Source organism: Pseudovibrio denitrificans JCM 12308 (assembly GCF_001310815.1).
In the GTDB taxonomy this organism is placed as follows: domain Bacteria; phylum Pseudomonadota; class Alphaproteobacteria; order Rhizobiales; family Stappiaceae; genus Pseudovibrio; species Pseudovibrio denitrificans.
Genome location: NZ_BAZK01000008.1, coordinates 1 through 16,149, shown reverse-complemented (window position 1 = coordinate 16,149; position 16,149 = coordinate 1). Strand labels below are relative to the sequence as shown.

At 53.2% G+C, this 16,149-nt stretch carries 16 protein-coding genes and 2 pseudogenes; 7 read left to right on the top strand and 11 right to left on the bottom strand.

Features of this window, described 5'->3' with window-relative positions; translation table 11 throughout:
- Positions 1-21: 21 nt before the first annotated feature.
- From JCM12308_RS11680 to JCM12308_RS11670, 3 genes are read right to left on the bottom strand one after another with little or no spacing between them, the layout of a single operon-like run.
- Positions 22-639 (bottom strand): pyridoxamine 5'-phosphate oxidase family protein, encoded by a 618-nt coding sequence (locus JCM12308_RS11680; RefSeq protein WP_054783844.1) that lies wholly within the window; start codon positions 637-639, stop codon positions 22-24.
- Between the two features lie 14 nt (positions 640-653).
- On the bottom strand, positions 654-1,118 hold the full coding sequence (locus JCM12308_RS11675) for a nuclear transport factor 2 family protein (protein WP_054783843.1): 465 nt from the start codon (positions 1,116-1,118) through the stop codon (positions 654-656).
- A 51-nt stretch (positions 1,119-1,169) separates the two neighbouring features.
- Positions 1,170-1,715, bottom strand: a complete 546-nt coding sequence (locus JCM12308_RS11670; protein WP_054783842.1) for a carboxymuconolactone decarboxylase family protein — start codon at positions 1,713-1,715, stop codon at positions 1,170-1,172.
- Between the two features lie 130 nt (positions 1,716-1,845).
- On the opposite strand from JCM12308_RS11670, the gene JCM12308_RS11665 reads away from it, so the two are divergent.
- Positions 1,846-2,745 carry a LysR family transcriptional regulator gene (locus tag JCM12308_RS11665; protein ID WP_054783841.1) on the top strand — a complete coding sequence of 300 codons (900 nt, stop codon included), beginning with the start codon at positions 1,846-1,848 and terminating at the stop codon, positions 2,743-2,745.
- Positions 2,746-2,803: 58 nt separating this feature from the next.
- On the opposite strand, the pseudogene JCM12308_RS11660 reads toward JCM12308_RS11665, so the two are convergent.
- The 4 genes and pseudogenes from JCM12308_RS11660 to JCM12308_RS29710 form a co-directional block, all read right to left on the bottom strand.
- Positions 2,804-3,591, bottom strand: a pseudogene (locus JCM12308_RS11660) (enoyl-CoA hydratase-related protein).
- Positions 3,584-4,906 (bottom strand): FNR domain-containing protein, encoded by a 1,323-nt coding sequence (locus JCM12308_RS11655; RefSeq protein WP_054783840.1) that lies wholly within the window; start codon positions 4,904-4,906, stop codon positions 3,584-3,586. The pseudogene JCM12308_RS11660 and the gene JCM12308_RS11655 overlap by 8 nt, the downstream one beginning before the upstream one ends.
- On the bottom strand, positions 4,906-6,213 hold the full coding sequence (locus JCM12308_RS11650; RefSeq protein ID WP_208978485.1) for an AMP-binding protein: 1,308 nt from the start codon (positions 6,211-6,213) through the stop codon (positions 4,906-4,908). Before JCM12308_RS11650 ends, JCM12308_RS11655 begins: the two co-directional genes overlap by 1 nt.
- Positions 6,102-6,542, bottom strand: coding sequence for an AMP-binding protein (locus tag JCM12308_RS29710; RefSeq protein WP_208978484.1), 441 nt, complete (start codon positions 6,540-6,542; stop codon positions 6,102-6,104). Before JCM12308_RS29710 ends, JCM12308_RS11650 begins: the two co-directional genes overlap by 112 nt.
- A gap of 220 nt (positions 6,543-6,762) precedes the next feature.
- Between JCM12308_RS29710 and JCM12308_RS11645 the strand changes: the two genes are divergently transcribed.
- The 3 genes from JCM12308_RS11645 to JCM12308_RS11635 all read left to right on the top strand — a co-directional run bounded on the left by JCM12308_RS11645 (position 6,763) and on the right by JCM12308_RS11635 (position 8,967).
- A complete protein-coding gene (locus tag JCM12308_RS11645; RefSeq protein ID WP_208978483.1) occupies positions 6,763-7,512 on the top strand; it encodes a DUF6502 family protein in 750 nt (249 codons plus the stop codon).
- A complete protein-coding gene (locus JCM12308_RS11640) occupies positions 7,509-8,402 on the top strand; it encodes a DUF5666 domain-containing protein (RefSeq protein ID WP_054783839.1) in 894 nt (297 codons plus the stop codon). The genes JCM12308_RS11645 and JCM12308_RS11640 overlap by 4 nt, the downstream gene beginning before the upstream one ends.
- A 172-nt stretch (positions 8,403-8,574) precedes the next feature.
- Positions 8,575-8,967 (top strand): hypothetical protein, encoded by a 393-nt coding sequence (locus JCM12308_RS11635; RefSeq protein WP_054783838.1) that lies wholly within the window; start codon positions 8,575-8,577, stop codon positions 8,965-8,967.
- Positions 8,968-9,049: 82 nt separating this feature from the next.
- Here the strand turns inward: JCM12308_RS11635 and JCM12308_RS11630 are convergent, their stop codons facing one another.
- Both JCM12308_RS11630 and JCM12308_RS11625 read right to left on the bottom strand, forming a co-directional pair.
- Positions 9,050-10,483, bottom strand: a complete 1,434-nt coding sequence (locus JCM12308_RS11630) for an NAD(P)(+) transhydrogenase (Re/Si-specific) subunit beta (protein WP_054783837.1) — start codon at positions 10,481-10,483, stop codon at positions 9,050-9,052.
- Between the two features lie 13 nt (positions 10,484-10,496).
- Positions 10,497-12,071, bottom strand: coding sequence for a Re/Si-specific NAD(P)(+) transhydrogenase subunit alpha (locus JCM12308_RS11625; RefSeq protein ID WP_054783836.1), 1,575 nt, complete (start codon positions 12,069-12,071; stop codon positions 10,497-10,499).
- A 906-nt stretch (positions 12,072-12,977) separates the two neighbouring features.
- Here JCM12308_RS11625 and JCM12308_RS11620 point away from each other — a divergent pair.
- Entirely contained in the window at positions 12,978-13,286 is a 309-nt protein-coding gene (locus JCM12308_RS11620) for a hypothetical protein (RefSeq protein WP_054783835.1), read from the top strand.
- Positions 13,287-13,414: 128 nt separating this feature from the next.
- On the top strand, positions 13,415-13,711 hold the full coding sequence (locus JCM12308_RS11615; RefSeq protein ID WP_054783834.1) for a hypothetical protein: 297 nt from the start codon (positions 13,415-13,417) through the stop codon (positions 13,709-13,711).
- Positions 13,712-13,763: 52 nt separating this feature from the next.
- Here JCM12308_RS11615 and JCM12308_RS11610 read toward each other — a convergent pair whose 3' ends face one another.
- Positions 13,764-14,117, bottom strand: a complete 354-nt coding sequence (locus tag JCM12308_RS11610; RefSeq protein ID WP_054783833.1) for a RidA family protein — start codon at positions 14,115-14,117, stop codon at positions 13,764-13,766.
- A gap of 17 nt (positions 14,118-14,134) precedes the next feature.
- A complete protein-coding gene (locus tag JCM12308_RS11605) occupies positions 14,135-15,235 on the bottom strand; it encodes an NAD(P)/FAD-dependent oxidoreductase (protein WP_054783832.1) in 1,101 nt (366 codons plus the stop codon).
- Positions 15,236-15,931: 696 nt separating this feature from the next.
- Here JCM12308_RS11605 and JCM12308_RS11600 point away from each other — a divergent pair.
- Positions 15,932-16,149: pseudogene (locus JCM12308_RS11600) on the top strand (TRAP transporter substrate-binding protein); the annotation flags it as partial.

Below are 16,149 nucleotides of genomic sequence, written 5' to 3'. Positions count from 1 at the left end.
TTGCCCACCCGCTATTCTTGTTCAACTAGGTTGTACGGCGCTTTGCAGCTTCTGGATCTGTGCTTCCAGCTCTGCAATCTTCTGTTCTTTTTCTTCCAGCGCCGATCTCACCCATTCTGCATCCACACGCACAGGAATGTGCTGCGGGCAGTTGGCATCCCACGCATCAATGGTGAAGATGATCGCCTGTTCCGGCGCGGCGCGATAAGGCTGGTCGTACTGCATCAGTTGCTCGATCAGCTCAGGGTCGTCTTCAATGACTTTGGCCGTGCCCCAGATCTTGATGCGGGTCTTTTGCAGGTAGTCGATCAGGAAGATGAAGGCCTTGGAATTGTCCTCCAGATTGCCCTGACTGATGTACTGCCGGTTGCCGCGAAAATCCGCAAAACCAAGGCGCCGATTATCAAGCACCTTGAGAAAGCCCATTGGGCCGCCACGGTGCTGAATGTAGGGCTGACCATCCGCATTGGAGGTTGCCAGAAAGAAACTGCGCTGCGCGGCGATGTACTGAGCCAGATCGTCGGTGACTTCGGTCTTCCAGCCACCGCTTTCTTCCATGCTGGCATAGCCACGGCGCGAGCCTTTGCGGCTCTGGATGGATTTGACGGTGGGCGTAAAGGCAATATCACTGGAATACATGGGGGTTCCTCCAGTTAAAGACCCAGATCACTCAGGCTGGCATGATCATCCGGGCGGCGACCGAGCGGCCAATGGAACTTGCGCTCCTCCGGCTTGATCGGATGCTCATTGATGCTCGCAATGCGGCGCTTCATCAGGCCGTCCTCTGCGAACTCCCAGTTTTCGTTGCCATATGCACGGAACCACTGTCCGGAGTCGTCATGATACTCATAGGCAAAGCGAACGGCGATGCGGTCACCCTCATAGGCCCATAGCTCTTTAATAAGGCGGTAATCGAGCTCTCGGGTCCATTTGCGAGTGAGCAGCTGCTCAATCTCCTGGCGACCGGTTACGAATTCGGCTCTGTTCCGCCATTGGCAGTCTGGCGTGTAGGCCAAAGCAACCTTTTGCGGATCCCTTGAGTTCCAGCCATCTTCCGCCGCACGGATCTTGGCGCTGGCTGTTTCCCGTGTGAACGGTGGGAGTGGTGGTCTGGTCATGACGATCTCCGGAAGGGTGGCAGGTGGTTTGGGCCCCACCTGCCTGTGATATCAGGCAAGTTCTTTAGCGGCTGGGAAGTCCACTTCCGTTCCCAGAACCTCGTTCATGTAGTTGGTCAGCGTGTTCAGGGCCACATGACCAACAATCTCAACGAGCTCTGCATCAGAGTAGCCTGCATCGCGTACAGCCTGCACAGCAGCATCGGAAACCTGACCGCGGTTCTTGACGACGGCGACCGCGAACTCAACAGCAACAGCGGCTTTCGCGTCCTCTGAGCTGCCTTTGCGGTTCTTGACGATCTCGTCTTCAGAGAGCTTGGCAAGGTTGGATGCAAGGTAGGTGTGTGCGGAGAGGCAGTAGTTACAGCCATTCAGCTCGGCCACGGCCAGAGCGATACGCTCTCGTGTTGCGGCGGGCAAAGTTCCCTTACCAAGCGCGCCGTTCAAACCAAGGTAACCTTCCAGGGTTTGTGGGCTGTTGGCAACGATACGGAACAGGTTCGGCACGGAGCCGAGCTGAGACTTAACGGCCTGAAGGGAAGCCCGAGACTCCTGAGGAGCGGCTTCGATGGAGGATGGGGTAGAAATGCGTGACATTGATTATCTCCTTATTATTGAAACCGGATGATGGTCTTCATGTAACCAATGTTTGAAAGGAAATAATTGGGCTTCTGTGCAATTCACTATTACACTTGCCGTAATAAATGAGTGTGATTGCGGGATTGATATGGACAAACTTGAAACAATGCAGGTCTTTGTGGAGGTGGCTGAGCGGGAGAGTTTCGTTGAAGCCAGCAAAAAGCTTGGCCTTTCCGCCCCTGCGGTGACACGCTCCGTCGCCCGGCTGGAGCAGTCCCTTGGCACAAGATTGTTCAACCGAACCACCCGCCATGTCCGCCTGACCGATGCGGGCCGGCATTATCTTTGTGACGTGAAAGGTATTCTGGAAAGCGTTGAACAGGCGGAAGCGGCGGTGACGGGCAGTTTTGCCAAGCCGATCGGTGAGCTTTCCATCACAGCACCCGTGCTGTTCGGGCAAAAATACATCGTCCCTCTGATCACTCAGTATCTGGATCTCTATCCGGAAGTCAGCGTCAATGCAGTGTTCTATGATCGCATCGTCAATATGGTAGAAGACAATCTGGATGTAGCCATCCGTATCGGGAACCTGCAGGATTCCAGCCTCTATGCCACTCGCGTGGGGAGCATCCGCCGTGTGATTTGTGCCGCTCCTGAGTATTTTGCGGAGTACGGAGTGCCGCAAACCCCCTCTGATCTGGCAGACCACAAAATCATCCAGCCCACTGCGGTGGAAACCAGCAATCAATGGAAGTTTTCTGGCGAGAAATCCGAGGTGGTGAAGATCAAACCTCACCTGCGCTGCAACCAGAACTGCGCCGCCATTCAGGCCGCCACGGGAGGTGCCGGGATTACGCGTCTGCTATCCTACCAAGTGGCGAAAGATGTGGCGAATGGAGCGTTGCAGCTGGCGTTGGAGGAGTATGAACCCGATCCACTCCCGGTCCATATCGTTTACATGGAAGGCCGGCGTGCCAGTGCGAAGGTGCGGTCCTTCGTGGATTTTGCTGCCAAGCGATTGCGGGACAATCCCTTCATTGGCGAATAGTTCACCAGAAAAAAAACGCCCGGGGTAACCCTCTCTCACCCGGGCGTTTTCTTGAGCTCTAAGCGTCTTCCAGCTTAGCCTGCTCATTGAAGTTTGGCTTACGCTTTTCAAGGAAGGCAGTCATGCCCTCCTGTTGAGCGGGAGAGCCAAACAACGCATGGTACATCTGCCGTTCAAAGCGGATGCCGTTTTCCAGCGAGTTCTCATCGGCTGCATTCACGCAAGCCCGAGCCATCATGGTGATGTCTCTTGCATAACCTGCGATAGTCTCAGCCGTTTCCTTTGCAACGGAAAGCAGCTCCTCTGCCGGGATCTTTCGGCTGATGAGGCCCATGTCGTATGCCTCTTGGGCATCGATCATACGGCCCGTCAGGATCAGATCCATCGCCCGTGCTTTGCCGACCAGCTTGGTAAGGCGTTGAGACCCACCAATGCCCGGAATACAGCCGATCTTCACTTCTGGCTGGCCGAATTTGGCCGTGTCAGCTGCCAGAATGATGTCGCACATCATGCAACTTCACAGCCGCCACCAAGAGCATAACCGGAAACCGCAGCAATCTTCGGAATGCGGAGCGCGGCGAAGCGATCCCATCCAGTGAAGAAGTTGCTGGCATACATGCTGGCATAGTCTTGCTCATTGAGCTCAGCGATATCAGCACCAGCTGCAAAGGCTCGCTCGTTTCCGGTCAGGATCAGACACCCAATCGCCGGATCGGCGTCATATTTGGTCGCCGCATCCAGCACTTCTTCAAGCACTTTGGAGTTCAGCGCATTCAGAGCTTTGGGACGATTGAAGCGGATGGTTGCCACGCGCCCTTCGATAGATGTTTCGATGGTTTCATACATGATCAGCTATCCAGATTGCGCCATAGGCAGGAATGCCGAGGCTTTCCATGTCATGAACGAGTTTGCGGGTCAGTTTCTGGTTGGAGATCACAATCACGGCCTCCGCCCCACTCTCCTGTACTGCCTTCATCGTGAGAGCTGTCAGGTCCGGCTTCCCCTGAGCATCCGTATCCCAGATCACAGGATCCTCCGTGCTGGACATAATCTCATCAACGAAAGCATCGCCGTAGGTTTTACGCGGGTTGCGCGTCGACCAAATCACCTTGTTCGGCACTTTGCCTGCAAGCAAATGCGGTACGATAGGACCAATGCCAGAGCCCGTTCCCACGTAGACCACCTTCTTGAACAGCACTTCAATACGAGCCACACCAGAGGTGGTGATGCCCTTCACCCAAACATGGCTTGGTGGGTTTTCAATAAACTCACCGGTCCAGTCCCCTGCCCGGCTGATCGCGAGGCGATATCCCGGCTCATGCGGAGATGGGATATTGGCGAAGGCATGGTACTCACCAAACGGTGTGTGGCTGATGGCGTTGGAGCTGCCCGGGAACGGAGTGTCTCCGTAGTTGAACTTCGCCAGAACCGCATGGTTGGATGGCTTAACAACATCCACCTTCACACGCTTCAGTGTCAGCCATGGGGAGACGATGGAAAGCGTGATCAGGCAGAGCATCCAGAAGGCTGGAGTTTCCAGCAGAACGCCACCTGTGTCTTGCGTGATGGAGACCGTCTGTGCCCAAAAAAGACCCAGAACAGTCCAGCCTACAAAGCGATGTACCTTTTCAAAGGTGTTGTGATAGCGCGCCCGGAAACCACCCTGTGCTGTGATGATGAGCAGAACCATCAGTGCAACCATGGCACCGCTCAAAGCAAGCGTCTGATCAGATGGCAGAGCTGCACCCTCAATACGATTTGCCACCATCGCGTAAAGCAGGAAACCAAACCAGATTGTGCCAGATACGGTACTACTGGAATGAAGTCCGCCAAAGTGGAACACTTTGCCCGCGCCCCAGCGGATCCAAAGTGGCCAACTGGTTGGAACGCGGGTTGCCAGCCAGAACAGAGCATTCACCACCCGTTGCTGGCGGATCAGGATGCCCAGAGACAGGTTGATCAACGCCATATCTGCAATGGCGCCAAGCGCAAAGCCGGTTTCAGAGAACCAGCGACCATCCTGCAAGCCTGCGATAAAGACTGCAATGTTGACCACCGCGACGAGCACGACAAGTCGGTTGTATTCCATCAAGGATGGATGGCGGGTAACACGGCGCCAGTTGTAGCTGCGCGTTTCGGCAGCTGTTGCTTCAATGGTCATTAATTTAACTCCACACCCTGAGCGTCAATATGGTCTTGTGCCAGCTTCAACAGCAGGCGCTTGTCCAACTTGCCGCGTGGTGTACGAGGCAGCTCATCCATGGCGAGGATTAGCGTTGGACTGCAATAGTAAGGAAGTTTGTCTTTCACAGACTGAGCGGCATCTTCTGTGCTCACATTCGCAGGGCTGACAAAGGCCACCAGATTGCGACTGTCGAACTTGAGCGTGACGGCCTGATCACAGCCTTCAGTTGCTTCCAGTGTGTTGGAGACCCCATCCAACTCCACGCGGAAACCACGGATTTTCACCAGATCATCAACCCGCCCGAAGTGCTCCAGCTCACCGGTATTGGTCCAGCGACCAAGGTCTTTTGTGCGGAACATCATGTGGCCAGGACGGAACGGGTCTGGACGATACCGGTCCAGTGTCAGTTCCGGATTAGCAAGATAACCAGCGGTCACGCAGTCACCACCAGCCCACATCTCACCCTTTTCACCAATGGCAACAGGGCGCAGGTTCTCATCCAGAACGTAGACTGTGTTGTTTGGTGTCGGGCGACCGATGGACAGTACTTCCTTGCCCGGATAGTGCGGTTCTGCCGTATTGATGATGGTGGTTTCTGTCGGGCCGCAAGAGTTATAGAACCGGCAGAAGCTGCTCCATGCATCTGCAAGAGGACGTGGGCAAGGTTCACCGGCAACAGCAGCGGTCTGCACTTGCTGGCAACGGGAATGGTCAAGAGAGTTCAAAATGGACGGTGTTGCGATCAACACATCTACTTTCTCGGCTGTCTCCTGAATGCTCTTGCCTCGAATGACGAGCGTTGCGCCGTTGGAAATTGCGCCAAGAGTTTCCCAGGCCGCCATATCAAAGGCGATGGAGAGAATTTGGCCCACCCGCAACCCCGGACGCATGCCTAGGTCACCCGGTCCGGTTTGTAGAATGTTACATAGGTTTTTGTGTGTGACCTGAACGCCGTTTGGAACACCTGTGGTGCCAGAGGTGAACAGGATCATGCAAAGGTCATCAGGCTGAGCTTTGTACTGCTCTCCCAATGGTGGCATGGTTGGCAGTGCGTCATCTTTCATCACATCTTCAATGGAAATGAGCGTTTGCCCTTCTGCGACCGGCACCTGCTCACGCAACTCGCGCAGTGTCAGGATGACTTTAGCGCCCGTAATATTGGCGATGTGGCTCAGCGTCTTTTCTGGAGCAACGCTACGTGCTGGGGAATGTACGCAGCGCCCACACGAAGGGCGGCGACGATGCCCACGATCATTGGAATGGAACGGTGCAGGTAGAGACAAACGGCGTCTCCGCGCTTTACACCGTGCTGAACCAGCGTGTTGGCCAGCCGGTTGGCAGCAATGTTCAATGCACCGTAGCTGATCTTCTCTCCCTGATACTCAGCGGCGATGGCATTTGGCTGTGCAGCCATAAAGTGGTTCATTGCGGAAATGATGGTTGGAAAGCGTGGCGCGGTTTCTGGTCCCCATCCAAATTCCAGAAAACGTTCCTGATCAAAATCGCTCAATGCCGACAGAAGCGGATTGCGTGGCGCAACCCCTGCCAGTTTTGGCATGGCCGGAAACACTGGCCGAATGTCATCTAGATAATCTGCAGCAATATCCCGCATGGCGAGTCCCTCTTATGGTGATAAACACTCATTCTAGATAATGGGAAAAATTCCCATTTGAGTATAACAAGTGTTCAACTGGCAGTAACGAATTCGTAGGATGAAAAATTTTGGTGTAATGATTAGAGAACTGGACAGCACAGGAAACGGAAATGAGTCCCGAGCAAACAGACCCTTTTGAGACTGCCCTCACAGCGCTTCTTGCCCCGCTGGCGAAAGCATGGTGGCGCGTGGCGTCACAATCGGGCCAGCGACCGAGGCCTTGAAACGCGCCCTGCTGCAAGCCGCACTGGAGGAAACCCCAGGCAAAACGACAGACAGCCGGGTCAGCCTGAAGACCGGAATTCATCGTAAGGATGTCAAGCGGTTACGAACCGACGAAAACGGCGGATCTCTTAAGAAATCCGTCAATGCCTCAGCGCTCGCCATCAGCTACTGGGCCACAGCGCCCGAGTTTCAAAGCAGCGAAGGCACGCCGCGCGACCTGCCTCGGCACGGGAGCGAAAAGGAACCGGGCTTTGATGAACTGGTGCGTTTGACGCGTGCAGATATGGCGCCGGGAACCGTTCTGGAAGCGCTTATTGAGCAAGGTGTCGTTACGGAAGTAGATGACGGATTTTATCGTTTATTGACTCACGCCTTACTTCCGGCTGCTGGAAGTGCAGAACAGGTCGCGGCCTATCAGGCGACGCTTTCCACCCACCTGACAGCGGCTACCCACAACTTAATTGCTCCTGAAGGAACCTCCCTCAATTTTGATCGAATCCTGCGCTACTCACATTTATCTGATGAGTCAGTGGAGACGCTGAACAGGCTGACGCAAGAGAAAGCCCAGATGCTTTTGGAAGAAGTCAACGCTCTGGCGAGGGAGATGCAGATGAATGATGCGGAACAGACCGCAAATGGCCGTTTTGCCTTTGGGGCCTACGTCCTTCCAAAAAAGCCGTCCTCTGATGAGGCGGCTGCATGATGGTTTGGAGGCACACACTTTCCGCTCTGATTGCGTCCAGTTTTCTAATCGCTCCAGCTGCAGGACATGCAGAAGAGGAGCGTGAAGGCGGTATTTTGGGGACCGGCATTGTCGGTACGATCACACGCCTTGGCAGTATTATCGTCAACGAGCAGCGGATCACCTTCCCGGATGATCTGCCGGTGAAAAACGAACTTGGCCCACTCACCGCCGCACAGTTGGTGCCGGGTGATACGGTCGCCGTTGTGGCTGATCTGACAGGTGCAAACTGGGAAGCCCAAAGCATCCGCCGTATTCTGCCAATCATTGGTCCAGTCTCAGAAATCAGCTCAGATGAGACCGGCAGAACCTTTGAAATTATGGGAACAGCTGTCCATGTTCCGCTGTCCATTGCGACCACTGTGAAGCAAGGCGACTGGGTCGCGATCAGTGGTCTCTGGCAGGACGAAGATGTGGTCGCAACACGGGTTGAAGTGGTTCCACCACGCCAGTCCGCAGTGATCATCGGCAGCAACCTTTCTGTCGGCGCCAGCAATGTACCTCAGATCGGGAACACCCTGATCGCGGGCATCATTCCGCAGCACGTGGAATCTGGTGATGTTATTCGGGTGACCGGCATTCCTGAAGCCGGCAGCATCAGGGCTACTTCGCTCGAAACCGGTATCTTTGACGGTAAGGTCGGCTTGGTTCAGGCAGAAGGCTACCTGTCTCCACCAACCTCAAAGGGCCTCTACACCCTCCTAGGCTCCGGCATGGTCGCGTTCACCGATCAACCCGACATGATCGACGAAACCGCCAAAGTCCGCCTCTGCGGTTATGAGGGTAAGCTCGGCGGTGACTCCACAGCTGACGCGAGTCCGGAATTGCTTGAGAAGCTAGGCTGTCAGTAAGAGATACAGGAACGCGTTGCACCAGAACTACGCGTTCCTGATCGATATCATATACATGCGTATATCTACCCCATACGGTTGTGCTTGACTAAAACTGCGGGCATTGGCTCTTTATTGCTCTGCGGAGAGCAAATGAGATTAAGCAACTAAATGATGTTGTTGGGGGATTGAAATGATTAGGCAAATTGCTGGAATTGCTTTTTTGCTTGCCGGAACCAGCGTTGCGATGGCTGAAGACCACTCTGGTGATGTTCGTGCAAACAGATCTACGATTGTGAACAGGCACTTTTATTACAATAGTCAATTGTGCAGTTCAGGCCCGATTGCTCAGGTTAAACTCAAAAAAGAACCGAAGCACGGCTCCGTAAAAATTGTTCGAAGCGTTTGGGTACCTGAAAAAGGCAAGTGCAAAGGCAAAAAGTTCAAAGGCGTAGATATTATCTATACGCCAAAGAGAGGTTATCGCGGTCCGGATGAGTTCTCGACGAAGTACTCTATGCCGAAGTATGCAAACCGGAGCACGCTGCGCTATCTTCACGATAACTATAAGATGCAAGTGAAATAGAATTCGTCTCTCTTTTGCTAAAAGAAAAACCCCGGAGTGTTCAACACACTCCGGTTTTTTTTTATTTCAGCTCTGGTTCAGCTTAGCTGATTTTGCCGAGCAGGGCGTCCATGGAAGACTTCGCATCGCCGTAGTACATGCGGGAGTTTTCCTTGTAGAACAGTGGGTTCTCGATGCCGGAGTAACCGGTGCCCTGACCACGTTTGGAGATGAACACGTGCTTGGCTTTCCAGACTTCCAGAACTGGCATGCCAGCGATTGGGGAGTTTGGATCTTCCTGAGCAGCCGGGTTCACGATGTCGTTTGCACCGATGATGATCACAACATCTGTATCCGGGAAGTCATCGTTGATCTCGTCCATTTCCAGAACGATATCATAAGGCACTTTCGCTTCAGCCAGCAGAACGTTCATGTGACCTGGCAGACGGCCTGCAACCGGGTGGATTGCAAAGCGGACGTTCTTGCCTTTGTCACGCAGACGCTTGGTTAGCTCTGAAACGGACTGCTGTGCCTGAGCAACAGCCATGCCGTAACCCGGTACGATAACGATGCTGTCAGCTTCAGAAAGCGTTTCTGCAACGAAGTCGGTATCGGTTGGAACCATCTCGCCTTCGATTTCCTGAGCAGGGCCAGAGGTGTTACCAAAGCCGCCCAAAATAACGGAGACGAAGTGGCGGTTCATCGCCTTACACATGATGTAAGAGAGAATTGCACCAGAAGAACCAACGAGCGCACCCACAACGATGAGAAGGTCGTTGCCGAGAGAGAAACCAATCGCTGCAGCTGCCCAGCCTGAGTAGGAGTTCAGCATGGACACAACAACAGGCATATCTGCACCACCGATACCCATGATCAGATGGTAACCGATGAAGAATGCCAGCAGGGTCATCAGGATCAGAGTCCAGATACCTGCGTCGTTGAAGTACATGATGCCCAGAATAATGGAAGCAATCGCAGCACCTGCGTTGAGCGCATGGCCGCCTGGCAGTTTAATCGCCTTGGAGTTAAGCTTACCTGCCAGTTTGCCGAATGCAACGACAGAACCGGTGAAGGTAACCGCACCGATGAACACGCCGAGGAAGACTTCTACGCGAAGAATGGAAACTTCGACGCTGGTCTTTTTCGCCAGCACCGCAGCAAAACCTTCCAGAGCCTTACGTGCAGTATCGTCCATTGCCAGAACACGGCCAAGCTCGATATCAGCGTTAAAGCCAACGAACACAGCAGCCAGACCAACCAGCGAGTGCATAGCCGCAACCAACTGAGGCATTTCGGTCATCTGTACGCGCTGTGCCACGTAGTAACCAATCACGCCACCAGCAGCGATCAGGATGACGGAGAGCAGCCAGAGGCCGGAACCCGGACCGATGAGCGTGGCAACAACTGCCAGTGCCATACCCGCGATACCGTACCATACAGCACGTTTCGCGCTTTCCTGGCCGGAAAGGCCGCCCAGAGACAGAATGAAGAGAACAGCCGCAACAACATAAGCGGCGGTAGTGAAACCAAATTCCATAGTACCGGCCCCCTTAAGACTTCTGGAACATGGCGAGCATGCGCCGGGTTACGAGGAAGCCACCGAAGATGTTGATACCAGCCATGAAGACTGAAACAGCAGCAAGGAGAATGACAAGCCAGCTGCCAGACCCGATTTGCAACAGTGCACCCAAGATAACGATGGAAGAAATTGCGTTGGTGACAGCCATCAGCGGAGTATGCAGCGAGTGCGCAACGCCCCAGATAACCTGGAAGCCAACGAAGCAAGCCAGAACAAACACGATGAAGTGCTGCATGAAGCTAGCAGGCGCAACAAGGCCAACGAGCAGCAGCAGTGCACCGCCACCAGCAAGCAGAGCAACCTGCTTCTTGGTCTGGTCTTTGAAGGCCGCAACTTCAGCTGCACGGCGTTCTTCCGGTGTCATCTCTGGTGCTTTTTCCTTCGGCTTTTGGGCAGCAATCGCAGCGATTTTCGGCTTTGGCGGTGGGAAGGTGATTTCCCCGTCCTTGGTTGCCGTTGCACCGCGGATCACATCGTCTTCCATGTCGATATTGATCTGACCGTCCTTCTCAGGGGTCAGGTCAGTCATCATGTGACGGATGTTGGTTGCGTAAAGCGTAGACGACTGCGTTGCCATGCGGGATGGGAAGTCAGTGTAACCGATGACGGTGATACCGTTTTCGGTGACAATCTTCTCGTCCATCTTGGTTAGTTTGCAATTGCCGCCTTTTTCAGCAGCAAGGTCGACGATCACGGAACCCGGCTTCATGGACTGGACCATGTCCTCGGTCCAGAGCTCAGGCGCATCGCGGCCTGGGATCAGCGCGGTGGTGATGACGATGTCGACTTCCGGTGCCAACTCGCGGAACTTCGCCAGCTGTGCTTCACGGAATTCTGGTGAAGAAACAGAAGCATAGCCGCCTGTGGCGGCGCCGTCCTGCTGCTCTTCCTCAAAGTCCAGATAAACGAACTCAGCGCCCATGGACTCGACCTGCTCAGCCACTTCCGGGCGAACGTCGAAGGCCAGAGTGATTGCGCCCAGAGATGTGGAAGCGCCGATTGCGGCAAGGCCAGCAACGCCAGCACCGATGACGAGCACTTTGGCTGGTGGCACTTTACCGGCAGCGGTGATCTGACCGGTGAAGAAGCGACCGAAGTTGTTACCCGCTTCAATAACAGCGCGATAACCGGCAATGTTGGCCATGGATGACAGGGCATCCATCTTCTGGGCGCGAGAAATACGCGGCACCATATCCATCGCCAGCACATTCACCTTCTTATCGGCAAACTGTTGAAGGAGCTCACCATTCTGGGCTGGCCAGAAGAAGCTGATGACGGTTTGTCCTTCGTGCGTCAGTTCCAGTTCAGAAGTTTCGGGCGGACGGACTTTGATAACAATATCAGAGGTTTCCCAGAGCGTTTTTGCGTCTGCAACAACCTTTACGTCAGCCTCTGTGTAATCTTTGTCTGAGAAGTTTGCAGCTTCACCTGCACCGGATTCAATAGCGCACTCGTATCCCAGCTTTTGCAGCTGTCGGGCGCTGTCCGGCGTCAACGCGACCCGACGTTCTCCGTCAAGGACTTCCTTGGCAGCCCCTATGATCATGTTCTAACCTCTTGCCTGTTAAATAGGTTTCCAGCAGAAATCGCTCGTTACCAACTGTTCCAATCGTTTTTGTTCTCTTTCCCAGCGTAGTGGCTGGTTCCGTTTTTGTGCAATGCACCAAAGGCCCTAAACTTTATCGAACTGACCAAAGGAATCTCTTTGAGCAATCTCGTTCGCAAGGCAGGTTAAGCTCCTTGGCGTAAACTGCAAGTCTCTCCTAAAAACTTCGGAATCCCTTCATCTTTAAAATGGACCCCGTTCAAATCCCAGTAGGGTAAAGCACTATCTGAACGCCAGAATGAAACCTTTACCCAAGTGTTTGAGATCAAACTAAAGAACGAGGTGGATAAGTGAAATTGAATGAATCTCAATATAGTTCACATATATAAGAGCGACGGTGAGTATAAACCTCGTTTTCGGCAGTTTATTGCGGTTTATACTTGCATTTGCTCTTAAGGTGGGAAGAGGAAAACTGTGCCCAAAGTGGCAGTTTAACTGAAATATATTTATATCTTGGTCTCTAGTAGAAGTTAGATATACCAGTTTATCACTTCGGCGGATGCGACAACCTGACATAGAAGCAACCCTGTGTGTAGATCACGAAGCAGCACATGCGCACCTGCGTTATTCTGTGCGTTACTATGCAAAATTTTGCGTTTTTATGCGTTGCAATGTGAAATCTGGCTGAAAATAAGACCTTTAGGAAGGTGGCGTACCGCTCCACCACGGTAGGTTTTCACCACCGTACCTTGATAGGCTGCGCTTTGCTGATGGTTGCTTCGCGCCAATATCGCACAAATTCACCAGCTAAATATGCCGCCTAGCTAGATCGCACTAAGCGAGAAGCGCTATGCTGGGGTCAAAGAGACAGTACTATAAGAAACCGAGATTACTTCAGGTCTAAAAATGAAACGAACACAGATCAGCTTATCTAAACTGCGTGACATTGGGTGGGCAGAGTGGGATCCGATTGGGTTGTTAGATTCAGATGAGCAATGGGATCAACAGTCGTTCGCTGACGAATATGACACCTATCTGATGCAAGCTGTAGCTCGGTTGCGTCAAGGCGCTTCTGAAAACGAAGTCATCAGTTATCTGATCGATATCGAACGAGACTATATGGGCATGGGGATGCAACAAGATACTACAAGTAGGGCAACTCGCACAGTTCGCAGAGTTCAACAGGATTTGGAGATTTTGGCGGAAGTTACCTAATCGCTTCCTTCCCCCGCAGAGAGAAAGAACTTATCCCCCTCCTCCAAGCATGTGGCATTCTGTTTGAACGGAATGTGATCGATGAATAGGCTCTCAGAGATAACTGGCTGCAGGGAGAAAACCAAGAAATGGACGCCGCGCTCTATATTGGCATCTTCCTGATCTGCATCGGCAGCCTCTTCACCTTTTACAAGATTACTCAGAAGCCAGAATATGACCTGCTGCGAAAGCACTCTTTCGGAAAGAGCCATAAGCTCGCTGTTCTAACGCCTGCTTTCTGGCGCAATCAGGATACCGCGTTCAGGCAGGCATCTGCCAGACTTCTCACAACAAGCATCCTCTACGCCCTCGGCTTGCCTGTCACAATCTGGCTCTACGCCACCCTCCTCGCACTTCTGGAGCTTTACTCGGATGGCCGTTTATGAACCCTCAGAGAGAAAGACCAAGTCCCTCTCTCTGAGATCAGCGTTCCACCAATCAGGCAGCTATTGCTGCTGTGATGAGGATTTCTACTTTGAGGCTGTCTAGGGCGAGTTTGCATTCGCCGCAGGCGCGGGCTGGTGGGTTTTGTGGGTCAACCCATGCGTCCCAGACGGAGTTCATCTCGTCAAAGTCAGCAACATCGTTTAGCCAGATGGTGGCTTGCAGGATGCGGGATTTGTTGGAACCGGCTTCTTCCAGCAGGGTTTCGATGTTCGCCAGAATGGCGCGGGTCTGGTCGGCGGCGGTTTTGCCGTTGGTGTCGACCTGACCGGAAAGATGCACGATGCCGTTGTAAATGACGGCCTGGCTCATGCGTGGGCCTTTGTTCAGACGGGTGATGTCAGACATGGGGTAGTCCTATGCTTTTACGTAAAACGGTGTGGTGAAAGAGCTGCCACGATCTCCTCCGGCAGTTCGGGGGGGCGATTGAGGCAGAGGTCTGCGGTGAGGCGGGAAAGCGCCGGGCTGGTCTGGATGCCATAGCCGCCTTGAGCGGCGAGCCAGAAGAAGCCGTCTGCATCCGGTGCAAAGCCGACGACGGGGCTGCGGTCATCAACGAAGCTGCGTAAGCCGGCCCAACTGTGTTCCACGCGTGTGACGGGGAAGTTGACGGCATTTTCAAAACGATAAAGCCCTTCTGCGAGCACCATGTCGTCCACGAAGGCGTCATGCGGCTCAACTGGGTCAGCATCGACGGGTGAAACGAGTAGCTTGCCCGCTTCAGGCTTGGCGTAAAACGGTTCCGCTGCGCCTTCAAACAGAGGCCAGTTGCTGCTGTCTACGCCCTCTGGCAGGGGCAGAATGGCTGCGGTGCGGCGCTTGGGGGTCAGGCCTATAGTGGCAACACCCGCAAGCTCTGCAATCTTGTCTGCCCACGCGCCAGCAGCGTTGATCAGAACAGGTGCAGTAAACACGCCCTTGGGTGTGGTGACCTGCCAGAGATCATTGACGCGCTCAATTGTTGTTGCTGGCGCGGAGAGCACGATCTCTCCGCCACGGGATTTGAGCAGGCGGGCGTAGCCCTGAAACAGCCGATCCACGTCGATATCGAAGGCATTGGGCTCATAAAGGGCGGAGGAGACTTTATCCGGATCGAGGATTGGTACCATCTCCAACGCTTGCTCTGCGCTGCGGGTTTCCAGACCAACGGCGTCCTCTTCAAAGGTCTCCAGTTGATCTTCCTTGCCCTCTTCTGCCAACATCAGCAGACCGCGTAAGGAAAGGACGGTGCTGTCGCAAATGCCTTGCGGATTCATGAGGGTTGGTTCAGAGGCAGCGTTGAGCGCGCGGATGACTGCATTGCCGTAGTTGCGAATGAAGATTGCGGCAGAGCGCCCGGTGGAATGGTGACCAATCACCTCTTCCATTTCCAGCACAATGGTTTTGGCGTGCTCAGCCAGTTGTGAGGCCGCGCTGATGCCGGCAATGCCGCCGCCGATAACCAGAAAATCGCAATGCTGTGTCATGGAAAGCCTCACAAAGGGATAAATCAGAAAGCTGATATATCTCCTATTTGGTGAGGGGATGCGAGGAAAAACCGATCTTACGCACCCTTATATTGTCCCTGATACAATTGCCAAGGCCTGCGCACTGCCAGAGGTTAGGCTATCTTGAATATTGGTCAGCCAATTATTTTGAGAGGGAATCTGCGCTGAATTTCCGAATCTATCTGCCTATCAGCACAACGAGAGACAGACTGGTCATATCATTTGGTCGACCTATTTATAGAATTTCTCGAAATCTAAGTGGGTATTGGTCGGCAATTTCCAGATGGATTGCACCGAGTGTTTGGTAATTGATCTGCAAATAATACGAGTGATTGCTAAGTTTTATGAAGTTATAGGTGATGTATAGGGGCGAGTTGGTGCTTCGGGTAGCTTTTATCTAGCAATAAATACATAAACAACATAGATCGCATAGAAAGGCTGTAGTTTATGTGATCCACGTCATCTTTATTCTATTTAAAATCCCAAGTTTGTCAGAGGCGCGACCAATTGTCAGTGCCAACACCTAGAACTGATATTTTGGTTGACCTTTTAATGAAATTGGTCAGAAATACCAGCAAGAGATGTTGCCGAGGGGAAGTTCGGTCTCATTTCGTAATTCGGGAATTCCGTACCAGATGCTTCTTGTCTGTGTACTTCAAGGGAGAATTTAGAAGAATGTTCCGCAAGTCTCATTTAATTGGTGCTGTGCTTACATCTGCTCTTATGGTGGGCGCTACTGTTGCAGAAGCAAAGACCTTGAAAGTCAGCCACAACCTGCCGACTGACAATCCGGCACATATCTCTCTGGAGTTCATGGCAAAGCGTGTGAAAGAGCTTTCCGGCGGCGATGTGAAAATGCGCATCTTCGCAAACGCTCAGCTTGGCACACAGCG